Source organism: Modestobacter sp. SYSU DS0511, from assembly GCF_054050755.1.
Genome location: NZ_JBJGZY010000023.1, coordinates 1 through 18,889 on the forward strand (window position 1 = coordinate 1; position 18,889 = coordinate 18,889).

An 18,889-nucleotide genomic window follows, 5' to 3' on the forward strand; every position below is an offset into this window, starting at 1 on the left:
AACTCAGAAACACACCCCCCCACCCCCCCCCCCCCCCCCCCCCCCCCCCCCCCCCCCCCCCCCCCCCCCCCCCCCCCCCCCCCCCCCCCCCCCCCCCCCCCCCCCCCCACGACTGTCCCAGGAGGAGGTCCGGGCCCCCGGCTCAGCGCTTGCGGCGGCGCAGCACCAGCACGAGCAGCACCAGCACCGCGGCGGCCCCGGCGGCCGGCGCGGCGAAGCGCGTCATGGCCGCGCTGCCGGCCACCTCGAGCAGGTCGATCGGCTCGGGCTCGGGCGCCGGGGAGGGCGCCGGCCGGGGCGCGGGCGGGGCGGCGGCGGGCGTGCTCTTGGCCGGTCCACCGCCGGCGGGCCGGTTCGGCGGCGCGGTGGTGCCCGCCGGGGGCCGGCTGGGCGCGGCCTTCTTCGCCGGGGTGGCCGGCGCCTCGGACGGGGTCTCGGTCGGGGTCTCGGCGGCGGGGACGGTGTCCGGCGTGGTCGCCCCGGTCGGCGAGGCGGCCTTCGCCGGGGCCGCCTTCGACCGGCGCGGCGGCACCGTCGGGTCGGGCACCGGGCTGGTCTCCGCGGCGGCCGTCCCCTCGGCGGCGCGGGCCGCGGCGGACTTCGCCGGTGCGGCCTTGGCCGCCTTCGCGGGAGCGGCCTTCTTCGCCGGCGCACCGGCCGACGCCTCCGCGTCGGCGGCCTTGTCGGCTGCGGTCGCCGCGGTCTTCTTCGCTGCCGCGGCGGACTTCTTCGCCGGACCGTCGCCCCCGGCGCCCTCCGCGGACATCGCCGCCTCCTCCACCACGCCGGCGGTGGTCGCGGCCGCCTTCGACGCGGCGGCGGCGACCTTCGCGGACGGCGTCGGCTCCTGCGGGGTCGCGGCCGCCTGCTGGTCGACGGCGACGTCGTCACCGGTGGTGGCCAGCTGGGCGGCGAGCTTGTCGGCGAACTGGCCCAGCAGCTTGTTGCCCACGTCGGTCATCACGCCGCGGCCGAACTGGGCCGGGCGGCCGGTGATGTTCAGGTCGGTGAGCACGTCGACCCGGGTGGTGCTGCCCTCGGCCGCGAGGGTGGCGGTGACCGTCGCGGCCGCGGTGCCGTTGCCGCGCTGGTCCTTGCCCTTGGCGTCGATGACCGCGCGGTGCGCCGCCTCGTCCTTCTCCACGAACGACGCCTTGCCCTGGTAGGTCAGGTTGATCGGGCCGAGCTTCACCTTGACCCGGCCGGTGAACTCGTCCCCGGTCACCGAGTCGAGCACGGCGCCGGGCATGCACGGGGCGATCCGCTCGATGTCCAGCAGCACCCGCCAGGCGTCGTCGATCGGCACCGGGACGATGAACGAGTTCTCCAGCTGCACTGCGGGACCTCCGGGGACGAGTTGCTCGGCGGCCCCCATCCGACCACGTCAGGGGGCGGTGCGCAGGAGATCGGCCCGCGGCACGCCGGACGGCCACGCCGATGTGACGGACCGGTCCGGCGTGCGCCGGTGCGCTAGAGGCCGGCCGCCGCGGCCACCGCGCGCCGGGTGAGCACGGTGGCCAGGTGCTGGCGGTAGTCGGCCTGGGCGTTGAGGTCGCTGCTCGGGCTGGTGCCCTCGGCGGCCTGCGCAGCAGCGGCGGTGACCGTCTCCAGGCTGACGTCCACCCCGACCAGGGCGGCCTCGGTGGCCCGGGCCCGCAGCGGGGTGGGGCCCATGTTGGTCAGCCCGATCCGGGCCTCGGTGATCCGCCCGCCCTCCCGCCGGACGGCGGTGGCCACCGCGACGATCGACCAGGCCTGGGCGACCCGGTTGAACTTCTCGTACCGCACCCCCCACTCCTCGCCGAGCTTGGGGATGCGGACCTCCACGAGCAGTTCGCCGTCGTCCAGGGCGGTGGTGAGGTAGTCGACGAAGAAGTCCGCCGCCGCGACGGTGCGCCGTCCGGACGGCCCGGCGAGCACGAACTCCGCGTCCAGCGCGAGCGCCACCGCCGGCAGGTCACCGGCCGGGTCGGCGTGGGCCAGCGCGCCGCCGAACGTGCCGCGCCGGCGCACCTGCCGGTCGGCGACGGTCTCGGTGGCCTGCACCACCAGCCGCCCGTACCGGGCCAGCAGCGGGTCGGTGAGCACGTCGGCGTGGGTGGTCATCGCGCCGATCACGAGGCCGTCACCCTCCTCCCGGACGCCGCGCAGCTCGGGCACGCGGGTGAGGTCGACGACGGTCTCCGGCGCGGCGAGCCGCAGCCGCATGACCGGGATCAGCGACTGCCCGCCGGCCAGGACCTTGACGTCCTCACCCCCGTCGGCGATCGCCTGCAGCGCCTCCTCGACGGTGGTCGGCCGGGCGTAGGCGAAGGGTGCGGGTATCACTGCTCTGCCTCCTCGTAGCCGGACTCGGTGGTGCGGGCACCGCCGTAGGCGTTGCTGCCCTCGGCGGCGCGGTCGCCGCCGTCGCCCCCGGTGTGCAGGGCCCGCCACACCCGCTCGGGGGTCAGCGGCATCCGGATGTCGGTGACGCCCAGGTGCCGGACCGCGTCGAGGGCGGCGTTGACCACCGCCGGGGTGCTGGCGATGCACCCGGCCTCGCCGACCCCCTTGGCGCCCAGCGGGTTGCCGGTGGCCGGGTGCACGGTGTGCCCGGTGTCGAAGTGCGGGAGGTCGGTGGCCGAGGGCACGAGGTAGTCGACGAAGGTGCCGGTGGTCAGGTTGCCCTCGGCGTCGTAGACCGCCTCCTCGTACAGCGCCTGCGCGATCCCCTGGGCCAGGCCGCCGTGCACCTGGCCCTCGACGATCAGCGGGTTGACGATCGTGCCGACGTCGTCGACGCACGCGTACTTCCGGATCTTCACGAAGCCGGTGTCGGTGTCGACCTCCATCGCGCAGATGTGCGTGCCGTGCGGGAAGGAGAAGTTGTCCGGGTCGAAGGTGGCCTCGGCGTCGATGGAGGGCTCGATCCCCTCCGGGTAGTCGTGCGCGGCGAAGACGGCCAGGGCGATCTCCTGGATGTCCATCCCGGCCCCCGGCGTCCCCCGGACCGAGAACCGGCCGCCGCTGAACTCCAGGTCGTCCTCGCTGGCCTCCAGCAGGTGGGCAGCGACCCGGCGGGCCTTGGCGACCACCTTCTCCGCGGCCTTGACCACCGCCGTGCCGCCCACCACCAGGGAGCGCGAGCCGTAGGTGTCCATCCCCCGGGGGGAGACCGAGGTGTCCCCGTGGAGCACCTCGACGTCCTCGAAGGGCACCCCGAGGGAGTCGGCGACGATCTGGCTCCACGCCGTCTCGTGGCCCTGCCCGTGCGGGGTCGAGCCGGTGACCACCTCGACCTTCCCGGTGGGCAGCATCCGGATGGACGCCGACTCCCAGCCGCCCGCGCCGTAGGCCAGCGAGCCGAGCACCCGGGAGGGCGCCAGCCCGCACATCTCGGTGAAGGTGGAGAAGCCGATGCCCAGCTGGACCGGGTCATCGGACTCGCGCCGCCGCCGCTGCTCGGCGCGCAGCTCGTCGTAGCCGATCAGCTCCAGCGCCTGCTGGGTGGCGGTGGCGTAGTCGCCCGAGTCGTACTCCAGCCCGGCGACGGTGGTGAACGGGAAGCTGTCGATCCAGTTCTTCCGGCGCAGCTCCAGCGGGTCCATGTCCAGCTCGACGGCGAGCTCGTCCATGATCCGCTCGATCGCGAAGGTGGCCTCCGGCCGCCCGGCGCCGCGGTAGGCGTCGGTGGGCACCTTGTTGGTGAAGACGCCGTCGCACTCGAACCGGTAGGCCGGGAACCGGTAGATGCCGGGGAACATGAACGCGCCCAGCACCGGCACGCCCGGGGTGATCAGCCGCAGGTAGGCGCCCATGTCGGCGAGGATCCGGCAGCGCAGCCCCCGCACGGTGCCGTCGCGGTCGGCGGCGACGTCGATGTACTGCACCTGGTCGCGGCCGTGGTGGGCGGTCATCAGCGACTCGCTGCGGGTCTCGGTCCACTTGACCGGCTTGCCCAGCCGCCGGGCGATCAGCAGGCAGAGGATCTCCTCCGGGTTGACCTGCAGCTTCCCGCCGAAGCCGCCGCCGACGTCGGGGGCGATCACCCGCAGCTTGTGCTCCGGGATGCCGGTGACCATCGCCGCCATCACCCGCAGGATGTGCGGCACCTGGGTGGCCGACCACATCGTGTAGTTGTCGCCGAGCGGCTGGACGACGACCGAGCGGGGCTCCATGAACGCCGGGATCAGCCGCTGCTGCACGAACCGGCGGCTGACCACCACCTCGGCGTCGGCGAAGGCCGCGTCGGTGTCCGCGCCCGTGCCGGCCTCCCCGGCGTCGAAGACGAAGTGGTAGCTGGTGTTGGAGGTGGTGTGCTCGTGCACCAGCGGGGCGCCGTCCTGCACCGCCTGCTCCATGTCGAGCACCACCGGCAGCGGCTCGTAGTCGATCTCGATCGCCTCGAGCGCGTCCGCGGCCGCCGTCCGGCTGCGCGCGACGACGACCGCCACCGCCTCCCCGACGTGGTTGACCCGGTCGACGGCGATCGAGGGGTGCCCGGGGTTGACCATGTCCGGGGTGACCGGCCAGGCGCAGGGCAGCGAGCCCTGCTCGTCGGCCAGGTCGCGGCCGGTATAGACGGCGACGACGCCGGGCCGTTCCCGGGCGGCGGTGACGTCGACGGCGGTGATCCGGGCGTGCGCCATCGGGCTGCGCAGCACCGCGAGGTGCAGCATCCCGGGCAGCACCAGGTTGTCGGTCCACTGCGTGCGCCCGGTGATCAGCCGGGCGTCCTCCTTGCGGCGGCGTGCCTGCCCGACCTCGGGGACGGGGGTCTCGGGGGCGGGGGCGCCGGGCTCCTCGGTGACGGTCATGCCTGCACCACCACGTGGTCGGCCGCCGCGGTGTCGACCTCGGCGGGGACGACGTGCGCGTCCTCCGCCCGCATCTCGGCGGCGGCGGCGCGCACGGCCCGGACGATGTTCTGGTAGCCGGTGCAGCGGCAGAGGTTGCCCTCGATGCCCTCCCGGACCTCGTCGTCGGTCGGGTCGGGGTTGTCCTGCAGCAGGTCGATCGAGGCCATGATCATCCCCGGCGTGCAGAAGCCGCACTGCAGTCCGTGCATCTCGGTGAACGCCCGCTGGACCGGGTGCAGGGTGCCGCCCTCGGCCAGCCCCTCGACGGTGGTGACCTCGCAGCCGTCGGCCTGGACGGCGAAGACGGTGCAGGACTTCACCGCGTGCCCGTCGAGGTGGACGGTGCAGGCGCCGCAGTTGCTGGTGTCGCAGCCGACGACGGTGCCGACCTTGCCCAGCTGCTCCCGCAGGTGGTGGACGAGCAGGGTCCGTGGTTCGACGTCGTCCGTGTAGGACGCCCCGTCGACCCGCACGTTGATCTGGGTCACCGAGTCCTCCGCTCCGTTGCGTGGCAGGTGTGTCCGGCGTCACAGCCGGTGCGGAGCAGAGTGTGTCAGCGCAGGGCGGCGGAAGGCCAGCCCCGGACGCCGCTCAGCGGACGGCGAGCTCCCGGCGGCGCAGCAGCGCGGAGGCGAGCAGGAAGCCCAGGCCCAGCACGGCCAGCCCGGCGCCGACGCCGCTGGGGGCGCGGTAGCCCCAGCCGGCGGCGATGACCAGGCCGCCGAGCCAGGCGCCGAGGGCGTTGGCCGCGTTGAGCGCGGAGTGGTTGAGCGCGGCGCCGAGCATCTGCGCGTCGCCGGCGACCTCCATCAGCCGCAGCTGCAGCAGTACCACCATCGTCGAGGCCGAGGCGGCGACCAGGAAGACGTTGGCGATGAGCGTGGCGGCGTGCAGCGACCCGACCAGCATGAGCGCCAGCAGCGCGCCGGTGGACAGGGTCGCCCCGATCAGGGACGGGAACAGCGCCCGGTCGGCCAGCCGGCCACCCAGCGCCGTCCCGAGCAGGCCGCCGACGCCGAAGGCCAGCAGCACCACCGGCACGAAGCCGGCCGACATCCCGGCGACGTCGGTGACGGTGGGCGCGATGTAGCTGTACATGGCGAACAGTCCGCCGAAGCCGACGGTGGCCAGGCCCAGGGTGAGCAGCACCTGCGGGCGCTTGAGCGCGCCGAGCTCCGCGCGCATGGAGGCGTCCCGGCGTCCCGGCGACGAGGGCACCACGACCAGGATGGCCACGATGGTGACCACTGCGATGACCACGACCGCCCAGTAGGCCGAGCGCCAGCCGAGGTGCTGGCCCAGCCAGGTGCCCGCGGGCACGCCGGCGACGTTGGCCGCGGCGAGCCCCAGCATCACCGAGCTCACTGCGCGGCCGCGCAGGTGGGGGGCGACCAGGGAGGCGGCGATCAGCGATGCGGCCCCGAAGTACGCCCCGTGCGGCAGGCCGCCGACGAAGCGGGCCAGCAGCAGCGTCGGGTAGCCGGGGGCCAGCGCGGTGAGCGCGTTGCCCACCAGGAAGGCGACCATCAGGCCGACGGCGAGCGCGCGGCGCGGCAGCCGGGCGCCCAGCGCGGCGAGCACCGGTGCGCCGAGGACGACGCCGAGTGCGTAGGCGGAGATGTAGTGCCCGGCCTCGGGGATGGTGACCCCGGTGCCGGCGGCGATGTCGGGCAGCAGGCCCATGGTGACGAACTCGGTGGTGCCGATGGCGAAGCCGCCCAGCCCCAGGGCCCCGATCGCCAGCGTGGCGGTGCGGGCCGAGGGCAGCTCCGGATGCCGGGTGGTGGTCGGGGTCGTCGTGCCCGTCGGCGCTGCGCTCACAGCCGGTGCCAAGGACGCCCCGCCGTCCCGGCATTCCCGGCCACGGTGTGGGACGCGCCTCCCCGTTTCGGCGCGAGCCCGGCGCCGTCCTGCCGAGACTCCCGGGAGGACCCGAGGAGAGGCGGCGATGGCCGGAGCGCGCAGGACCACGAAGTCCAGCCCGAGGACCCGGCGGCGCCGGGCGCGCCGCCCCCGGCGCTGGCTGGTGCCCACGGTGGCCGTCGCCGGCGGGCTGCTGGTCGCCGGCACCCAGGTGGCGCCGGCGGTGCTGGAGGTCAGCACGGCCAGCCGCGGCGTGGCGGTCGGCGCGCAGCTCAGCGCGAACAGCCCGGTGGGCACCGACCCGTTCACCGCCGCGGTGACCAGCGAGGGGCTGGCGCACGCCGGCTCGGCGGCCGCGCGGCAGGCGGACACCGGGCTCGTCGTCCCCCAGCCCCCGCGGCCGCACCGGATCGTCGTGGTGCCCAACGCGAACGTGGGCCGCCCCCCGGTGCTGGAGCACCGCCCGGACCCGTGCGGCGGCTTCTCCTCGCCACGGCGGATGACCCCCGGCGTCGTCCCCGGGCCCGGCTCGGCGACGGTGAGCTGGATGACCGCCGGCCGGGCCGAGGTGCTGTCGTACCGGGTGTCCGCGGTGAGCCAGCAGCTCGTCCCCGGCGAGCAGGCCGACCCGGTCCGGCAGGTGGTCCCCGCCGCCGAGGGCTGCCAGGAGCAGGCCGTCGTGCTGGCCGGCCTGGCTCCCGGCGTGCCCTACGTGTTCTGGCTGGAGGAGGAGACCCTCAGCCCGAGCACCGGGACGACGCGGCTGTACCAGGTCGGCACCTCGGCTCCGGTGGTCATCGGCTGAGCTCGCTCAGTGAGCGGCGGCCGGCGCGTCCGCGGGGTCGACGTCGGTCAGCTGCCAGGGCCGGACCACGGTGAACAGCACGACCAGCGCCAGCACCAGCGAGCCGACGATCACCGTGCCCATGGCGACCGCGTCGTTGCCGAGCAGGCCCACCAGCGGGGAGACGGCAGCGCCCACGCCGAACTGCACCGCGCCCAGGAGCGCGGCGGCGGTGCCGGCGGCCTCGCCGTGCCGGGACAGCGCCAGCGCCGGGGCGTTGGGCAGCGCGAGACCGCACGCGGCGAGCACGGCCCACAGCGGGACGGCGACGCCGAACAGCCCACCGACCCCGGTGGCCGCCAGCAGGAGCAGGACCGCGCCGGCCACCGCGCCGGCGATCGTGGCGCTCACCAGGATCTGCGCCGGGCCGAACCGCCGCAGCAGCACCGGGTTGAACTGGGTCGCGCCGATGAGGAAGAACGCGCCGAAGCCGAAGAACAGCCCGAACTGCTGCTCGCTGAGCCCGAAGTCGCGCTGGTAGACGAACGACGAGCCGGAGACGTAGGCGAACAGGCCGGCCATGGTCAGGCCGGCGACGAGCACCAGGCCGACGTAGGTCCGGTCGCGCAGCAGCGCCCGGTAGCCGCGCAGCGTGCCGACGACGCCGTTGCTGCGCCGGCGCTCCGGCGGCAGCGTCTCGCGCAGGGCGAACCAGCCCATCGCCACCAGCAGCGCGCCGTAGACCGCGAGGACCACGAACACCCCGCGCCAGGAGGTGAACCGGAGCACCTCCCCGCCGATGGTGGGGGCGAGCACCGGCGCGGCGCCGATCACCAGGAACAGCCGGGAGAGCATGGTGGCGGCCGCCCGGCCGGTGAACATGTCACGGACGACGGCGATCGCGATCACCGCACCGGCCGCGGCACCGACCCCCTGGAAGAAGCGCAGCGCACCGAGCACGGCGACGTTCGGGGCGACGAGCACCAGCAGCGAGGCCAGCACGTGCACGGCGGTGCCGGCCAGCAGCGGGCGCCGGCGGCCCAGCGCATCGGCCAGCGGGCCGAGCACCAGCTGCCCCAGCGCGAGGCCGACGAGGGTGCCGGTGAGGGTGAGCTGCACCGTCGCCGAGGTGGTCTGCAGGTCCTCGGTGATGGTCGGCAGGGCCGGCAGGTACATGTCGATGGTCAGCGGGCCGAGCGCGACGAACGCGCCCAGCACCAGTGCGGTGCGCGCCTGACCGGGTGGTGCGGGCTGCGGTTCGCGGTGGGCGCGGGCGCCGGTGGCGCGCGCCGCGACGGCGGCCTCCTGGCTGCTGGTGTCCTGGGTGGTGCTCAAGCGGTGCTCCCCGTGGTCGGTCCTCCTGCGGGGCCGACGCTGGTCACCGCACTACGGCGACTCCAATGCCCGGCCCCGCCGGCTTGTTCCGCCCCTTCCGTACGCCGAGTGGTTGTTCACCGAAACGTCACTCCCGCGTGTCAGCCGGCGACCGGCGGGGGCGCGACCGGCAGCAGCGCGGTGGCGTCCCGGGCCCGCCAGGCGCCGGCCCACAGCCCGGCGCCGTAGGCGAGGTCCTCCAGCCGGCGTCCGGCGGCGAAGGCACCGAGGTCGACCTCCGCCCGGTGCGGCCACCAGGCCGCGACGGCGTCCCCGGCGAGCACCGCGAGCACCAGGGCCCGCGCCCGGCGGGAGGCCAGCGCCGCGGCCAGCGCGAGCGGCCAGTGGTGCCGGGTCACCGAGCGGGCCAGCATCCGGCCGGCCCCCGCCGTCCCGCGCAGCACCAGCCCGGCCGCCCACCGGTACGGCGGCCGCCCGCCGGGCACGGCCACCCGGCCGGCCAGGCGGCGGGACGCCTCGGCCAGCACGGCGGTGGCGGCGAGCACCCCGGCGGGCCGGCCGGTGAGCGCCAGCGCCCAGGCCGCCCCCGACCAGGGCGAGAGCACCACCGGTGCGACGAGCGGCCCGTGCCGCTGCGCCAGTAGCGCCGCGCCGCTGCCGTAGAAGGCCCGTCGGGTGAGGAAGTCCCGCGGGTCGACCCGGTGCTCGTGCGCCACCCGGGCGGCCGGCTCGTAGCGGACCCGCCAGCCGGCGCCGATCAGCCGCCACACCAGGTCGACGTCCTCGGCGACCTGCATCGACTCGTCGAAGCCGTCCCCCAGCGCCGACCGCCGGGCCAGCAGGGCGGCGCTGGGCACGTAGGGGACGGCGCTGCGCGGGTGCACCAGCGCCGTCCGCTCCCCCATGTCCAGCGCGCTCGACAGCGCCTCGTACCGCGCCACCCAGCCCTCCGCCTGCACCGGCAGCGCGGTGATCCGGGGGGCGGCCAGCGCCAGCCGGGGGTCGGCGCCCAGGTGCCCGGCCAGGTGCCCGAGCCAGCCGGGCTCGGGCACGCAGTCGGAGTCGACGAACGCCACCAGCGGCGTCGCGGCCACCCGGAGCCCGGCGTTCCGGGCCGCGGCCGGACCGCGGGCCTGCTCGTGCCGCACCAGCCGGGCACCGGCGGCCGCAGCGGCCACCGCGGCCGGGTCGGCCGAGCCGTCGTCCACCACGACCACCGGGCAGCCCGCCGTCCCGGGGTCGGCGCGCAGGGCGGCGAGCAGCCGGGTGAGCCCGTCGGTGCGGTCCTTGACCGGGACGACGACGGTGACGTCGTCGGTGGGCGCGGGGCCGACCTCCGGATGCGCGAGCCCGGTGTCGACCAGCCGGCCGGCGAGGGCGGCGCTGCGCCGGTCGGTGACGGTCAGCCGGTCGCCGTCCAGCACCGCCCGGGCGGCGGGGGCCAGCCGCAGCTGGCGCAGCGGGGAACCGCCGACGAGCACCGCGCCGTCCTCGCGCCGCTGGACGGCCGGGTCCAGCCGGACGACCAGCCCGGTGGGCAGCGGCTCCTCGGGCGGGGACGACGTCGTCAGCACGCCCGGCACCGTAATCGCGCCGCTCGCACGACGACGCCCCCGCCGGCCCGGGGGGGCCGACGGGGGCGTCGGGAGAGCGGGGTGGTCAGCCGCGGGTGCGGGCGCCGTACCGCTGGTTGAACTTCTCGACCCGGCCGGCCGTGTCCAGCACGCGCTGGTTGCCGGTCCAGAAGGGGTGCGAGGAGGCGCTGATCTCGACCGGGACCACCGGCAGGGTCTCGCCGTCCAGCTCGACCGTCCGCTCGGTGGCGATCGTCGAGCGGGTGCGGAAGGTGGCGCCGGTCGACGTGTCCTGGAAGACGACGGTCCGGTACTCGGGGTGGATGCCGTTGCGCATGGTGGGTCCTCTCGGTCCGCGCGGGACGTCCGCCCCCGGCGGGGCGGGCTGATCGCGACTGTCCTGTGCAACCGGCTCCCGCCCCGGCCTGTTCCCGGGACGACGACAGATGCGCGCTCCGGCCGGTGCGTTGCACGGTGACCGGTTCGCGATTCTCCGATGTGGTTAGGTGAGCCTCACCTATCTCATGCCCGAGGAGATCCCCTTGTCCCACCGCACCGTGCGGCTCGCCGCCGCCCTCCTGACGGGTGCGCTCGCCCTCACCGCCTGCGGCTCCGCCGACCAGGCCGACGCCGGCGCCGCTGCCGACAGCTCGGCCAGCGCCTTCCCGGTGACGATCGAGCACGCCTTCGGCGAGACGACCATCGAGGAGGAGCCGCAGGCCGTCGTCACCTGGGGCTTCGGCAGCACCGACGCCGCCCTCGCCCTGGGCGTCGTCCCGGTGGCCATCCCCTTCCAGGCGTACGGCGGCAACGAGCAGGGTCTGCTGCCCTGGATCGCGGACGAGCTGGAGGAGCTGGGGGCCGAGACGCCGACGGTGCTGCCGGACTCCGTCGAGGTGCCCTTCGAGGCCATCGCGGCCGCCCACCCGGACGTGATCCTGGCCAACTACTCCGGGATCACCGCGGAGGAGTACGAGCTGCTGAACGACATCGCGCCGACCGTCGCCTACCCCGGCGAGGCGTGGGCCACCCCGTGGCGGGACGTCGCCACCACGGTCGGCCGGGCTCTCGGCAAGGACGAAGAGGCCGCGGAGCTCGTCGCGGAGACCGAGCAGGCGGTCGCGGACGCCGCCGCCGAGCACCCCGAACTGCAGGGGAAGACCGTCGCGGCGGTGTGGGACACCGCCGGCACCTTCTACGTCTACGAGGCCGCCGACCCCCGGGTGGAGTTCCTGACCGACCTCGGCCTGGAGGTCGCCCCGAGCGTCCGCGAGCTGTCCACTGGCGAGTCGACGTTCTACTTCACGCTGAGCCTGGAGGAGGTGTCGAAGCTGACCAGTGACATCCTGCTCAGCTACGCCTCCACCCAGGAGGAGTCCGACACCTTCGTGGCCCAGCCGTACGCGCAGACGATGGAGCAGATCCAGACCGGTCACCACGCCACGCTGATCGGTGACGAGCTGATCGCCGCCGTCTCCCCGCCGACCGTGCTCTCCATGACCTGGGGTCTCGACGAGTACCTGGCCGCGCTCTCCGCGGCCGCCTGACCCCCACACCACCGGAACCAGGAGCTCCCATGTCCTCTCGACTCGCCCTCCGCGGCGCCGCCCTGTTGGCCGCCGCACTCGTCGTGACCAGCTGCGGCTCCGACTCCGGCGACGAGGAGACCGGCGCCGCAGCCGGCACCGACCCCACGACCAGCTCCTCCGACGCCTTCCCGGTGACCGTGAGCACCGCCTTCGGCGACGTGGAGATCGAGGAGGAGCCGACCCGGGTCGTGGCGCTCGGCTGGGGCGACGCGGAGACGGCGCTGGCGCTGGGTGTGCAGCCGGTGGGGGCGAGCGACTGGCTCGGCTTCGGCGACGAGGGCGTCGGCCCCTGGGCCGAGGGCAGGTACGACGAGGCCCCCGAGCTCATCGAGACGATGGAGCCCAGCTACGAGGCGATCGCCGCCCTCCAGCCGGACCTGATCCTGGACACGAAGTCCAGCGGCGATCCCGCTCGCCACGAGTCGCTCAGCGCCATCGCCACGACCGTCGGGGTGCCCGAGGGGGCCGACGCCTACCTGACCAGCCCGGAGGAGCAGCTGGAGATGATCGGCGCCGCCCTCGGCAGGAGCGAGGAGGCCGCCGAGCTGCAGGCCGAGGTCGACCAGGCGTTCGCCGACGCGGCCGCCGCACACCCCGAGTTCGACGGGAAGTCGGTGGTCGTGGGCACCCGCACCGCGGAGGGCTACGGCGCCTACGTCCGGGGCGACACCCGGGTGGACTTCATGCAGCGGCTGGGCTTCACCAACTCGCCGGCGGTGCAGGACCTGGCCGGTGACAGCTTCGCCATCTCGCTGAGCAGCGAGCAGCTGCCCCTGCTCGACGCCGACCTCACGGTGATGTTCCCGATCTTCATCGAGGCCAGCGAGATCACCGACGACCCGCTGTTCCAGGCGGTCCCCTCGGTGCAGGACGGCCGGGTGGTCGTGCTCGACGACACCACGCTGACCAACGCCTTCTCCATCGGCACGCCGCTGGCCACGCAGTACGCGCTGGAGAACGCCGTTCCGCTGTTCGCCGACGCGCTCGGCTGAGCCCTCTCGCCGCACACATGGCCGTTCTGGCGTCCGTCCCGGGCGCCAGAACGGCCATCGTGGCGTCGGGGGTCAGCCGCGGAGCCGGCCCGTGGCGTCGACGTCCCAGCGGGTGACGGCGGCGACCAGCCGCTGCACGATGCCCGCCAGCAGTGCCGCCCCCTCCGCCGCCGATGCGCCGGTCGGGTCGCCCAGGACGCCGTCCGGGCTCACCCCGCGCACTCCCTCGGCGCGCAGCCGGGGCAGCAGCTCGGCGATCGGCGTGGTCACCCCCGGCGCGGCGAGCGCCTCGTCCACCTCATCCGGTTCCACGTGCAACATCAGTGACGTCTCGGTGCGCCCCGCGTGCGCATCGCCGCCGGGCACCCCGCAGGGGAACCACGCGACGTCCCGCCCCTCGGTGCGCAGCAGGGGCACCGCCGCGCGGAGCGCGTCCAGGTTGCCGCCGTGCCCGTTCACCACCAGCACCCGGCCGGCCCACCGCCCGGCCGAGCGGCCGTACTCGGTCAGCAGCGCGGTCAGCGCCTCGGTGCCGAGCGAGATGGTGCCGGGGAAGCCCTCGTGCTCCCCGCTGGCCCCGTAGCCCAGCTCCGGGGCGAGCCACGCGCCGTCCAGGTCGGGGACGGCGGCCTCGGCGACCGTGCGGGCGACGACGGTGTCGGTGGCCAGCGGCAGGTGCCGGCCGTGCTGCTCCACCGAGCCCAGCGGCACCACGACCAGCGGCCGCGACCCGATCTCCGGCCAGGTCGCACCGGCCAGCCGCTGTCCGTCCACGGCGGGCACCCTGCCAGACGGGGTGTCAGGTGCGGCGCGGCTGGGGACGACGAGCGCGACCGCCCCCTGACAGGAAGGCCCGCACCGATGCCGGCTGCACCCCTCCGCGCGTTCGCCGACCGCACGTACCCCGTCGACCCGGCGCTGGCCCACCGGGTCGCCGAGGCCACCGTGACCGTCCGAGGCGCCGACGGCCGGCCGCTGGCCGGCGCGGAGGTGAGCGTCGCCCAGACGCGGCACGCCTTCGGGTTCGGCTGCATCGGGTTCGACTTCATCCCGCTGGCCAACGGCGAGCTGGGGACGGCGGGTGGCCCGGGCTCGGTGTTCGGCGCGGCCGCGGACCCCGAGCAGGCGCTGCAGCTGGCCGACCGCTGGTTCGACCTGTTCAACGCGGCCACGCTGCCGTTCTACTGGGGCGACTTCGAGCCGGAGCGCGGGCGGCCGGACACCGAGCGGCTGCGGCGGAGTGCGGAGTGGTTCCGTGCCCGCGGCGCCACGGTGAAGGGCCACCCGCTGGCCTGGCACACGCTGGCGCCGGAGTGGCTGCTCGGCTTGTCGAACACCGAGATCGAGGCGGAGCTGCGCGGCAGGATCCGCCGGGAGGTCGCCGGCCTGGCCGGGGTGGTCGACGCGTGGGACGCGATCAACGAGGTCGTGATCATGCCGGTGTTCGACAAGTACGACAACGGGCTCACCCGGCTGGCCCGCGACCTGGGCCGGATCGGGGTGATCCGGCTGGCCTTCGAGGAGGCGCGGGCGGCGAACCCGGCGGCGACGCTGCTGCTCAACGACTTCGACATGTCCACCGCCTATGAGTGCCTGATCGAGGGCGTGCTGGAAGCGGGGGTGCAGGTCGACGCGCTGGGGCTGCAGAGCCACATGCACCAGGGGTACTGGGGCGAGGAGCGCACCCTGGAGACGTTGGAGCGGTTCGCCCGGTACGGCCTGCCGATCCACTTCACCGAGAGCACGCTGCTCTCCGGTGACCTGATGCCGCCGGAGATCGAGGACCTCAACGACTGGCAGGTCGACGAGTGGCCGTCCACGCCGGACGGCGAGGCGCGGCAGGCCGACGAGGTGGTGCGGCACTACCGGACGCTGCTGTCGCACCCGTCGGTGCAGTCGGTGACCTACTGGGGGCTGTCCGACGCCGGGGCGTGGCTGGGCGCGCCGGTCGGGTTCGTCCGCGCCGACGGGTCGCCGAAGCCGGCCTACGACGCGCTGCTCGGCCTGGTGAAGGGCGAGTGGTGGCTGGCGCCGACGACCCTCCGCACCGACGACGCCGGCCGGGTGCCGGTGCGTGGCTTCCTCGGCGACTACGAGCTGACCACGGGCGGGACGACGGCGGCGTTCGCGCTCGACCGAGCCGGCACGACGGCTGTCGACGTCCGGGTGACGGGCCGCTGAGGGGGACCGACAACAGCAGTGGCCGGTCAGCCGGCGACCGGCTCCCCGACCGGGGCGGTCGGCCCGACCGGGGCGGGCGGCGCGGTCGAGGACCCGGCGAGCGCCGGGGGGCAGCACCGCTCGGCCGGCTCCGGCCGGGCGAACAGGAACCCCTGGGCGTGCTCGCACCGCAGGTCGGCCAGGGCGCGGCGCTGCTCCTCGGTCTCGACCCCCTCGGCCACCACGTCGAGACCCAGGGTGCGGGCCAGCTCGAGGATCGAGGCGATCAGCGTGGCCGAGGAGTTGCCCGTCAGCAGGTCGTTCACGAAGGAGCGGTCGATCTTGACCACGTCCGCGGGCAGCCGCTGGAGGTAGGAGAGGCTGGAGAAGCCGGTACCGAAGTCGTCGATGGCGATGGCCACGCCCAGGTCCCGGAGCTGCTGCAACTGGTCGGCCACCCGGTCGACGTCGTGGACCAGCACACCCTCGGTGACCTCGATGGTCAGCTGCGCCGCGGGGAAGCCGCTCTCCTGCAGGGCTGCCACCACGTCGCCGGTCAGATCGCCGTCCAGGAGCTGCCGGGGGGAGACGTTCACCGCCATCCGCAGGGGCAGACCCGACCGGGCCGACCAGACCGCCCCCTGGTGGAGCGCCTGCCGCAGCACCCACCTGCCGATCTCGGCGATGGCCCCCGTCTCCTCGGCCAACGGGATGAAGTCGCCCGGCGGCAGGAGCCCGCGCACCGGGTGGAACCAGCGGACGAGCGCCTCGAAGCCGGTGACCGTCCCGTCGGAGAGCCGTACGGTGGGCTGGTAGTGGACCGCCAGCTGCCCGGCCGCCGTCGCCTGCGCCAGGTCCTGGTGCAGGTCGGCCCGCCGGCGGGCCGCTTCGGCCATCCCGTCCGCATAGGTCACCAGCCGGTTCCCGCCCTGGGCCTTGGCCAGGTACATCGCCAGGTCCGCGTTCCGCAGCAGTGAACCGACCGTGTGCCCGTCGCCCACCGCGGTCGCCGCAAGGCCCACGCTGGCGTGCACCGTGGCCGCGCCGACGTCCAGGGCCACCGGCAGGGCCATCGAGGACAGCACCCGGTTCGCCACGGTCGCGGCGACCTGCGGGCCACCCGGCAGCAGGACGGCGAACTCGTCGCCGCCCATCCGGGCTACCAGGTCCTCCTGGCGGACGCTGCGCAGCAGGCGGTCCGCGACGGCGAGCAGGACGGCGTCACCGGCTGCATGACCCCGGCCGTCGTTGACGTCCTTGAAGCCGTCCAGGTCGATGAACAGCAAGCTCACCGGGGTGTCCTGGCGCAGCAGCCGGTCCGCGTTCTCCTCCAGGGCGGTGCGGTTCGCCAGGCCGGTGAGGGGGTCGGTGCGCACCTGGTCCTCGCTCAGCCGCCAGGCGGCCAGGTGCGCGAGGCTGGCGGCGAGCACGAACGCCGCGTGGACGCCGGCCCAGACCCAGGGGGCGTGCGCTCCGTGGTGGCCGAAGACGGCGTCCGGGTGGAGCGTCCCGACCACGCCGTGGTGCACGGTGACCACGACGAGCGCGATGCCGAAGGGCACCCAGTCCTGGTAGAGCGAGACCAGCCCGACCATCACGAAGAACGAGAAGTGCGCCTCGGTGACGCCGCCCCACAGGTGCACCAGGGCCACGCAGGCCCCCATCAACCCCACCGTGGCCGTCGCGGCACGCGCGGACCGCCCCAGCCCCGGCAGGGCCGCGACCGCGAGCGGGCCGCCCACCGCAGCCAGGACCGTGAGTGCGGTGAGCTGCCCGTGCCCCCACGCCCAGCACAGCAGCAGCAGGATCCCGGTGGTCGCCCCACCGATCCGGAGGATCACCCGGTGACGGTGGTCCCGGACGGATTCGGGCAGCCGGTGACCCCGTGGGAGCAGGTCGGCCACCCGGTGACGCAGACGGCGGAGCATGGCCTCTGGATCGGCGTGTGCGGCCGCGCTCTGAAACCCGGACCTGGCCTCTCCCCTCACCGGGTGAACAGCGCCCCCGTCCCGCCGGCTGCGCTACTCCAGGCGGAGGCCCGCCAGGGGTGACTCGTCGCAGATCTTGGCCGGGATGCTCGGCATGCCCAGCAGGGTGGGCTGGCCGCGCACCGGGCCCTTGTGCGAGTGGTCCAGGTGGCTCTTCGGCGTGACCAGCTCGATGTCCCGGGCCGCCAGCGCGGTCTCCCCGTAGCCCTGCACGCACTCCGGGTCGGGCCCGTCCAGCGGCAGCCCGGTGAAGAACTTCGCCGCCATGCAGCCTCCGCGGCAGGCGTCGAAGTGGGCGCACTTGGTGCACGCGCCGCCGGTCTGCGGGCTGCGCAGCTCGGTGAACAGGTCCGAGGTCTGCCAGACCCGCTGGAAGCCGCCCTCGTCGCGCACGTTGCCGGCGAGGAAGTTCTCGTGGATGGCGAACGGGCAGGCGTACACGTCGCCCACCGGGTCGATCAGGCAGACCACCCGGCCGGCCCCGCACAGGTTCAGCCCGGGCAGGGCCTCGCCGAGCGCGGAGAGGTGGAAGAACGAGTCGCCGGTGAGCACGTTGTCGCCGTTGGCCAGCAGCCAGGAGTACAGCTCCCGCTGCTGGGCCTGGGTGGGGTGCAGCTGGTCCCAGACGTCGGCCCCACGGCCGGACGGGCGGAAGCGCGTGATCCGCAGCTGGGCGCCGTAGTGGTCGGTGAGGGCCTTGAACTCGTCGAGCTGGGACACGTTCTCCCGGGTGACGACGACGGAGACCTTGAAGTCCTTCATCCCGGCCTCGGCGAGGTTCTCCAGCGCCCGGGTGGCGGTGGCGAAGGAGCCGGTGCCGCGGACCCGGTCGTTGACCTCGGCGGTGGCGCCGTCCAGGGAGATCTGCACGTCGACGTAGTCGGTGGCCGCCAGCTGCGCGGCACGGGCCTTGTCCAGCTTCACGCCGTTGGTGGAGAACTTGACGCCGACGTCGTGCCCGATGGCGTAGTCGAGCAGGTGCCAGAAGTCCGGCCGGACGGTCGGCTCGCCACCGCCGACGTTGACGTAGAAGACCTGCATCCGCTGCAGCTCGTCGATGACCGCCTCGGCCTCGGCGGTGGACAGCTCCCGGGGGTCGCGCCGTCCGGAGGAGGACAGGCAGTGCACGCACGCCAGGTTGCAGGCGTAGGTGAGCTCCCAGGTCAGGCAGATCGGGGCGTCGAGGCCGTACTCGAACTGGTCGACCAGCCGCCCGCCGACGGGACGGTCGTGGGTGGGGCGGGAGGGCAGGACGGCGGTCATGCGGAGCGCCTCTCGATCATCTGGGAGCGGGCCAGGTCGGCCAGGGCCTTCACGTAGGCCGGGCGCTGGGCCTCGGGCACGTCGCAGGCGGCCAGCGTGGCGGGGACGTCGGGGTGGTCGGCGAGGGACTCCACGACCCGGACCAGCGCCTTCGACTTCAGGAAGGACAGCTTGCGGTTGCCGAAGTGGTAGACCAGCGCGCCGAACGGCTCCGGCCGCAGCGCGACCGACCGGGCCCGCCGCCAGGGGAGTGCAGGGTCGAATCCGGCTGCGGCCGGAGCTGGGGCGGTCACGGTCGGCTCAGTAGACGCCGCACATGCCGTCGATGGAGACCTCCTCGACGAGGGACTCCTCGACGAGCGCCTCCTCGGCGGGCGCGGCGTTCTCGATCTGGCTGTCCTGCTGCGTGGTCTCGGGCACCATTGCCTCCGGGTGAGCTGGGTCACGTGGACTCCGGCGACGCTAGGTGACACCCAGTGCCACGGACAAGAGCGGCGAGG

Annotated in this window: 17 protein-coding genes; 4 read left to right on the top strand and 13 right to left on the bottom strand. The window is 74.8% G+C overall.

The genetic code is table 11. From position 1 onward, the window contains the following. Positions 1–142: 142 nt before the first annotated feature. The 5 genes from ACI783_RS12700 to ACI783_RS12720 all read right to left on the bottom strand — a co-directional run bounded on the left by ACI783_RS12700 (position 143) and on the right by ACI783_RS12720 (position 6,662). Positions 143–1,336: an SRPBCC family protein gene (locus ACI783_RS12700; protein WP_457140766.1), complete on the bottom strand. Its 1,194-nt coding sequence runs from the start codon at positions 1,334–1,336 to the stop codon at positions 143–145. A 134-nt stretch (positions 1,337–1,470) separates the two neighbouring features. Continuing rightward, positions 1,471–2,328: an FAD binding domain-containing protein gene (locus ACI783_RS12705; RefSeq protein ID WP_457140767.1), complete on the bottom strand. Its 858-nt coding sequence runs from the start codon at positions 2,326–2,328 to the stop codon at positions 1,471–1,473. Next, positions 2,325–4,799 carry a xanthine dehydrogenase family protein molybdopterin-binding subunit gene (locus tag ACI783_RS12710; RefSeq protein ID WP_457140768.1) on the bottom strand — a complete coding sequence of 825 codons (2,475 nt, stop codon included), beginning with the start codon at positions 4,797–4,799 and terminating at the stop codon, positions 2,325–2,327. Before ACI783_RS12710 ends, ACI783_RS12705 begins: the two co-directional genes overlap by 4 nt. Then, entirely contained in the window at positions 4,796–5,329 is a 534-nt protein-coding gene (locus ACI783_RS12715) for a (2Fe-2S)-binding protein (RefSeq protein WP_457140769.1), read from the bottom strand. Before ACI783_RS12715 ends, ACI783_RS12710 begins: the two co-directional genes overlap by 4 nt. A gap of 103 nt (positions 5,330–5,432) precedes the next feature. Next, complete coding sequence (locus ACI783_RS12720; protein ID WP_457140770.1) at positions 5,433–6,662, bottom strand: MFS transporter; 1,230 nt, start codon at positions 6,660–6,662, stop codon at positions 5,433–5,435. A 127-nt stretch (positions 6,663–6,789) separates the two neighbouring features. Between ACI783_RS12720 and ACI783_RS12725 the strand changes: the two genes are divergently transcribed. Further along, on the top strand, positions 6,790–7,509 hold the full coding sequence (locus tag ACI783_RS12725) for a hypothetical protein (RefSeq protein ID WP_457140771.1): 720 nt from the start codon (positions 6,790–6,792) through the stop codon (positions 7,507–7,509). A 6-nt stretch (positions 7,510–7,515) separates the two neighbouring features. On the opposite strand, the gene ACI783_RS12730 is transcribed toward ACI783_RS12725, so the two are convergent. The 3 genes from ACI783_RS12730 to ACI783_RS12740 form a co-directional block, all read right to left on the bottom strand. Next, entirely contained in the window at positions 7,516–8,823 is a 1,308-nt protein-coding gene (locus tag ACI783_RS12730; RefSeq protein WP_457140772.1) for a multidrug effflux MFS transporter, read from the bottom strand. Between the two features lie 140 nt (positions 8,824–8,963). Further along, positions 8,964–10,397 (bottom strand): mycofactocin biosynthesis glycosyltransferase MftF, encoded by a 1,434-nt coding sequence (mftF, locus tag ACI783_RS12735; protein WP_457140773.1) that lies wholly within the window; start codon positions 10,395–10,397, stop codon positions 8,964–8,966. 85 nt (positions 10,398–10,482) lie between these two features. Then, the gene (locus ACI783_RS12740) at positions 10,483–10,734 is read right to left on the bottom strand and encodes a type B 50S ribosomal protein L31 (RefSeq protein ID WP_457074503.1); all 252 of its coding nucleotides are present in this window, start codon (positions 10,732–10,734) and stop codon (positions 10,483–10,485) included. Between the two features lie 169 nt (positions 10,735–10,903). Here ACI783_RS12740 and ACI783_RS12745 point away from each other — a divergent pair, with 169 nt between their 5' ends. Next, positions 10,904–11,944 (top strand): iron-siderophore ABC transporter substrate-binding protein, encoded by a 1,041-nt coding sequence (locus tag ACI783_RS12745; RefSeq protein ID WP_457140774.1) that lies wholly within the window; start codon positions 10,904–10,906, stop codon positions 11,942–11,944. A 29-nt stretch (positions 11,945–11,973) separates the two neighbouring features. Beyond that, positions 11,974–12,978 (top strand): iron-siderophore ABC transporter substrate-binding protein, encoded by a 1,005-nt coding sequence (locus ACI783_RS12750; protein WP_457140775.1) that lies wholly within the window; start codon positions 11,974–11,976, stop codon positions 12,976–12,978. Positions 12,979–13,050: 72 nt separating this feature from the next. Here the strand turns inward: ACI783_RS12750 and mftE are convergent, their stop codons facing one another. Beyond that, entirely contained in the window at positions 13,051–13,752 is a 702-nt protein-coding gene (mftE, locus tag ACI783_RS12755) for a mycofactocin biosynthesis peptidyl-dipeptidase MftE (protein ID WP_457140776.1), read from the bottom strand. 87 nt (positions 13,753–13,839) lie between these two features. Here mftE and ACI783_RS12760 point away from each other — a divergent pair, with 87 nt between their 5' ends. After that, on the top strand, positions 13,840–15,159 hold the full coding sequence (locus ACI783_RS12760) for an endo-1,4-beta-xylanase (RefSeq protein ID WP_457140777.1): 1,320 nt from the start codon (positions 13,840–13,842) through the stop codon (positions 15,157–15,159). A 26-nt stretch (positions 15,160–15,185) separates the two neighbouring features. On the opposite strand, the gene ACI783_RS12765 is transcribed toward ACI783_RS12760, so the two are convergent. The 4 genes from ACI783_RS12765 to mftA all read right to left on the bottom strand — a co-directional run bounded on the left by ACI783_RS12765 (position 15,186) and on the right by mftA (position 18,809). Further along, positions 15,186–16,979 carry a putative bifunctional diguanylate cyclase/phosphodiesterase gene (locus tag ACI783_RS12765; protein ID WP_457140778.1) on the bottom strand — a complete coding sequence of 598 codons (1,794 nt, stop codon included), beginning with the start codon at positions 16,977–16,979 and terminating at the stop codon, positions 15,186–15,188. Between the two features lie 180 nt (positions 16,980–17,159). Then, positions 17,160–18,389: a mycofactocin radical SAM maturase gene (gene mftC / locus ACI783_RS12770; protein ID WP_457140779.1), complete on the bottom strand. Its 1,230-nt coding sequence runs from the start codon at positions 18,387–18,389 to the stop codon at positions 17,160–17,162. Then, entirely contained in the window at positions 18,386–18,682 is a 297-nt protein-coding gene (mftB, locus tag ACI783_RS12775) for a mycofactocin biosynthesis chaperone MftB (RefSeq protein WP_457140780.1), read from the bottom strand. Before mftB ends, mftC begins: the two co-directional genes overlap by 4 nt. A 7-nt stretch (positions 18,683–18,689) precedes the next feature. Continuing rightward, positions 18,690–18,809, bottom strand: a complete 120-nt coding sequence (gene mftA / locus ACI783_RS12780) for an electron carrier mycofactocin (RefSeq protein ID WP_457066548.1) — start codon at positions 18,807–18,809, stop codon at positions 18,690–18,692. Positions 18,810–18,889 lie beyond the last annotated feature (80 nt).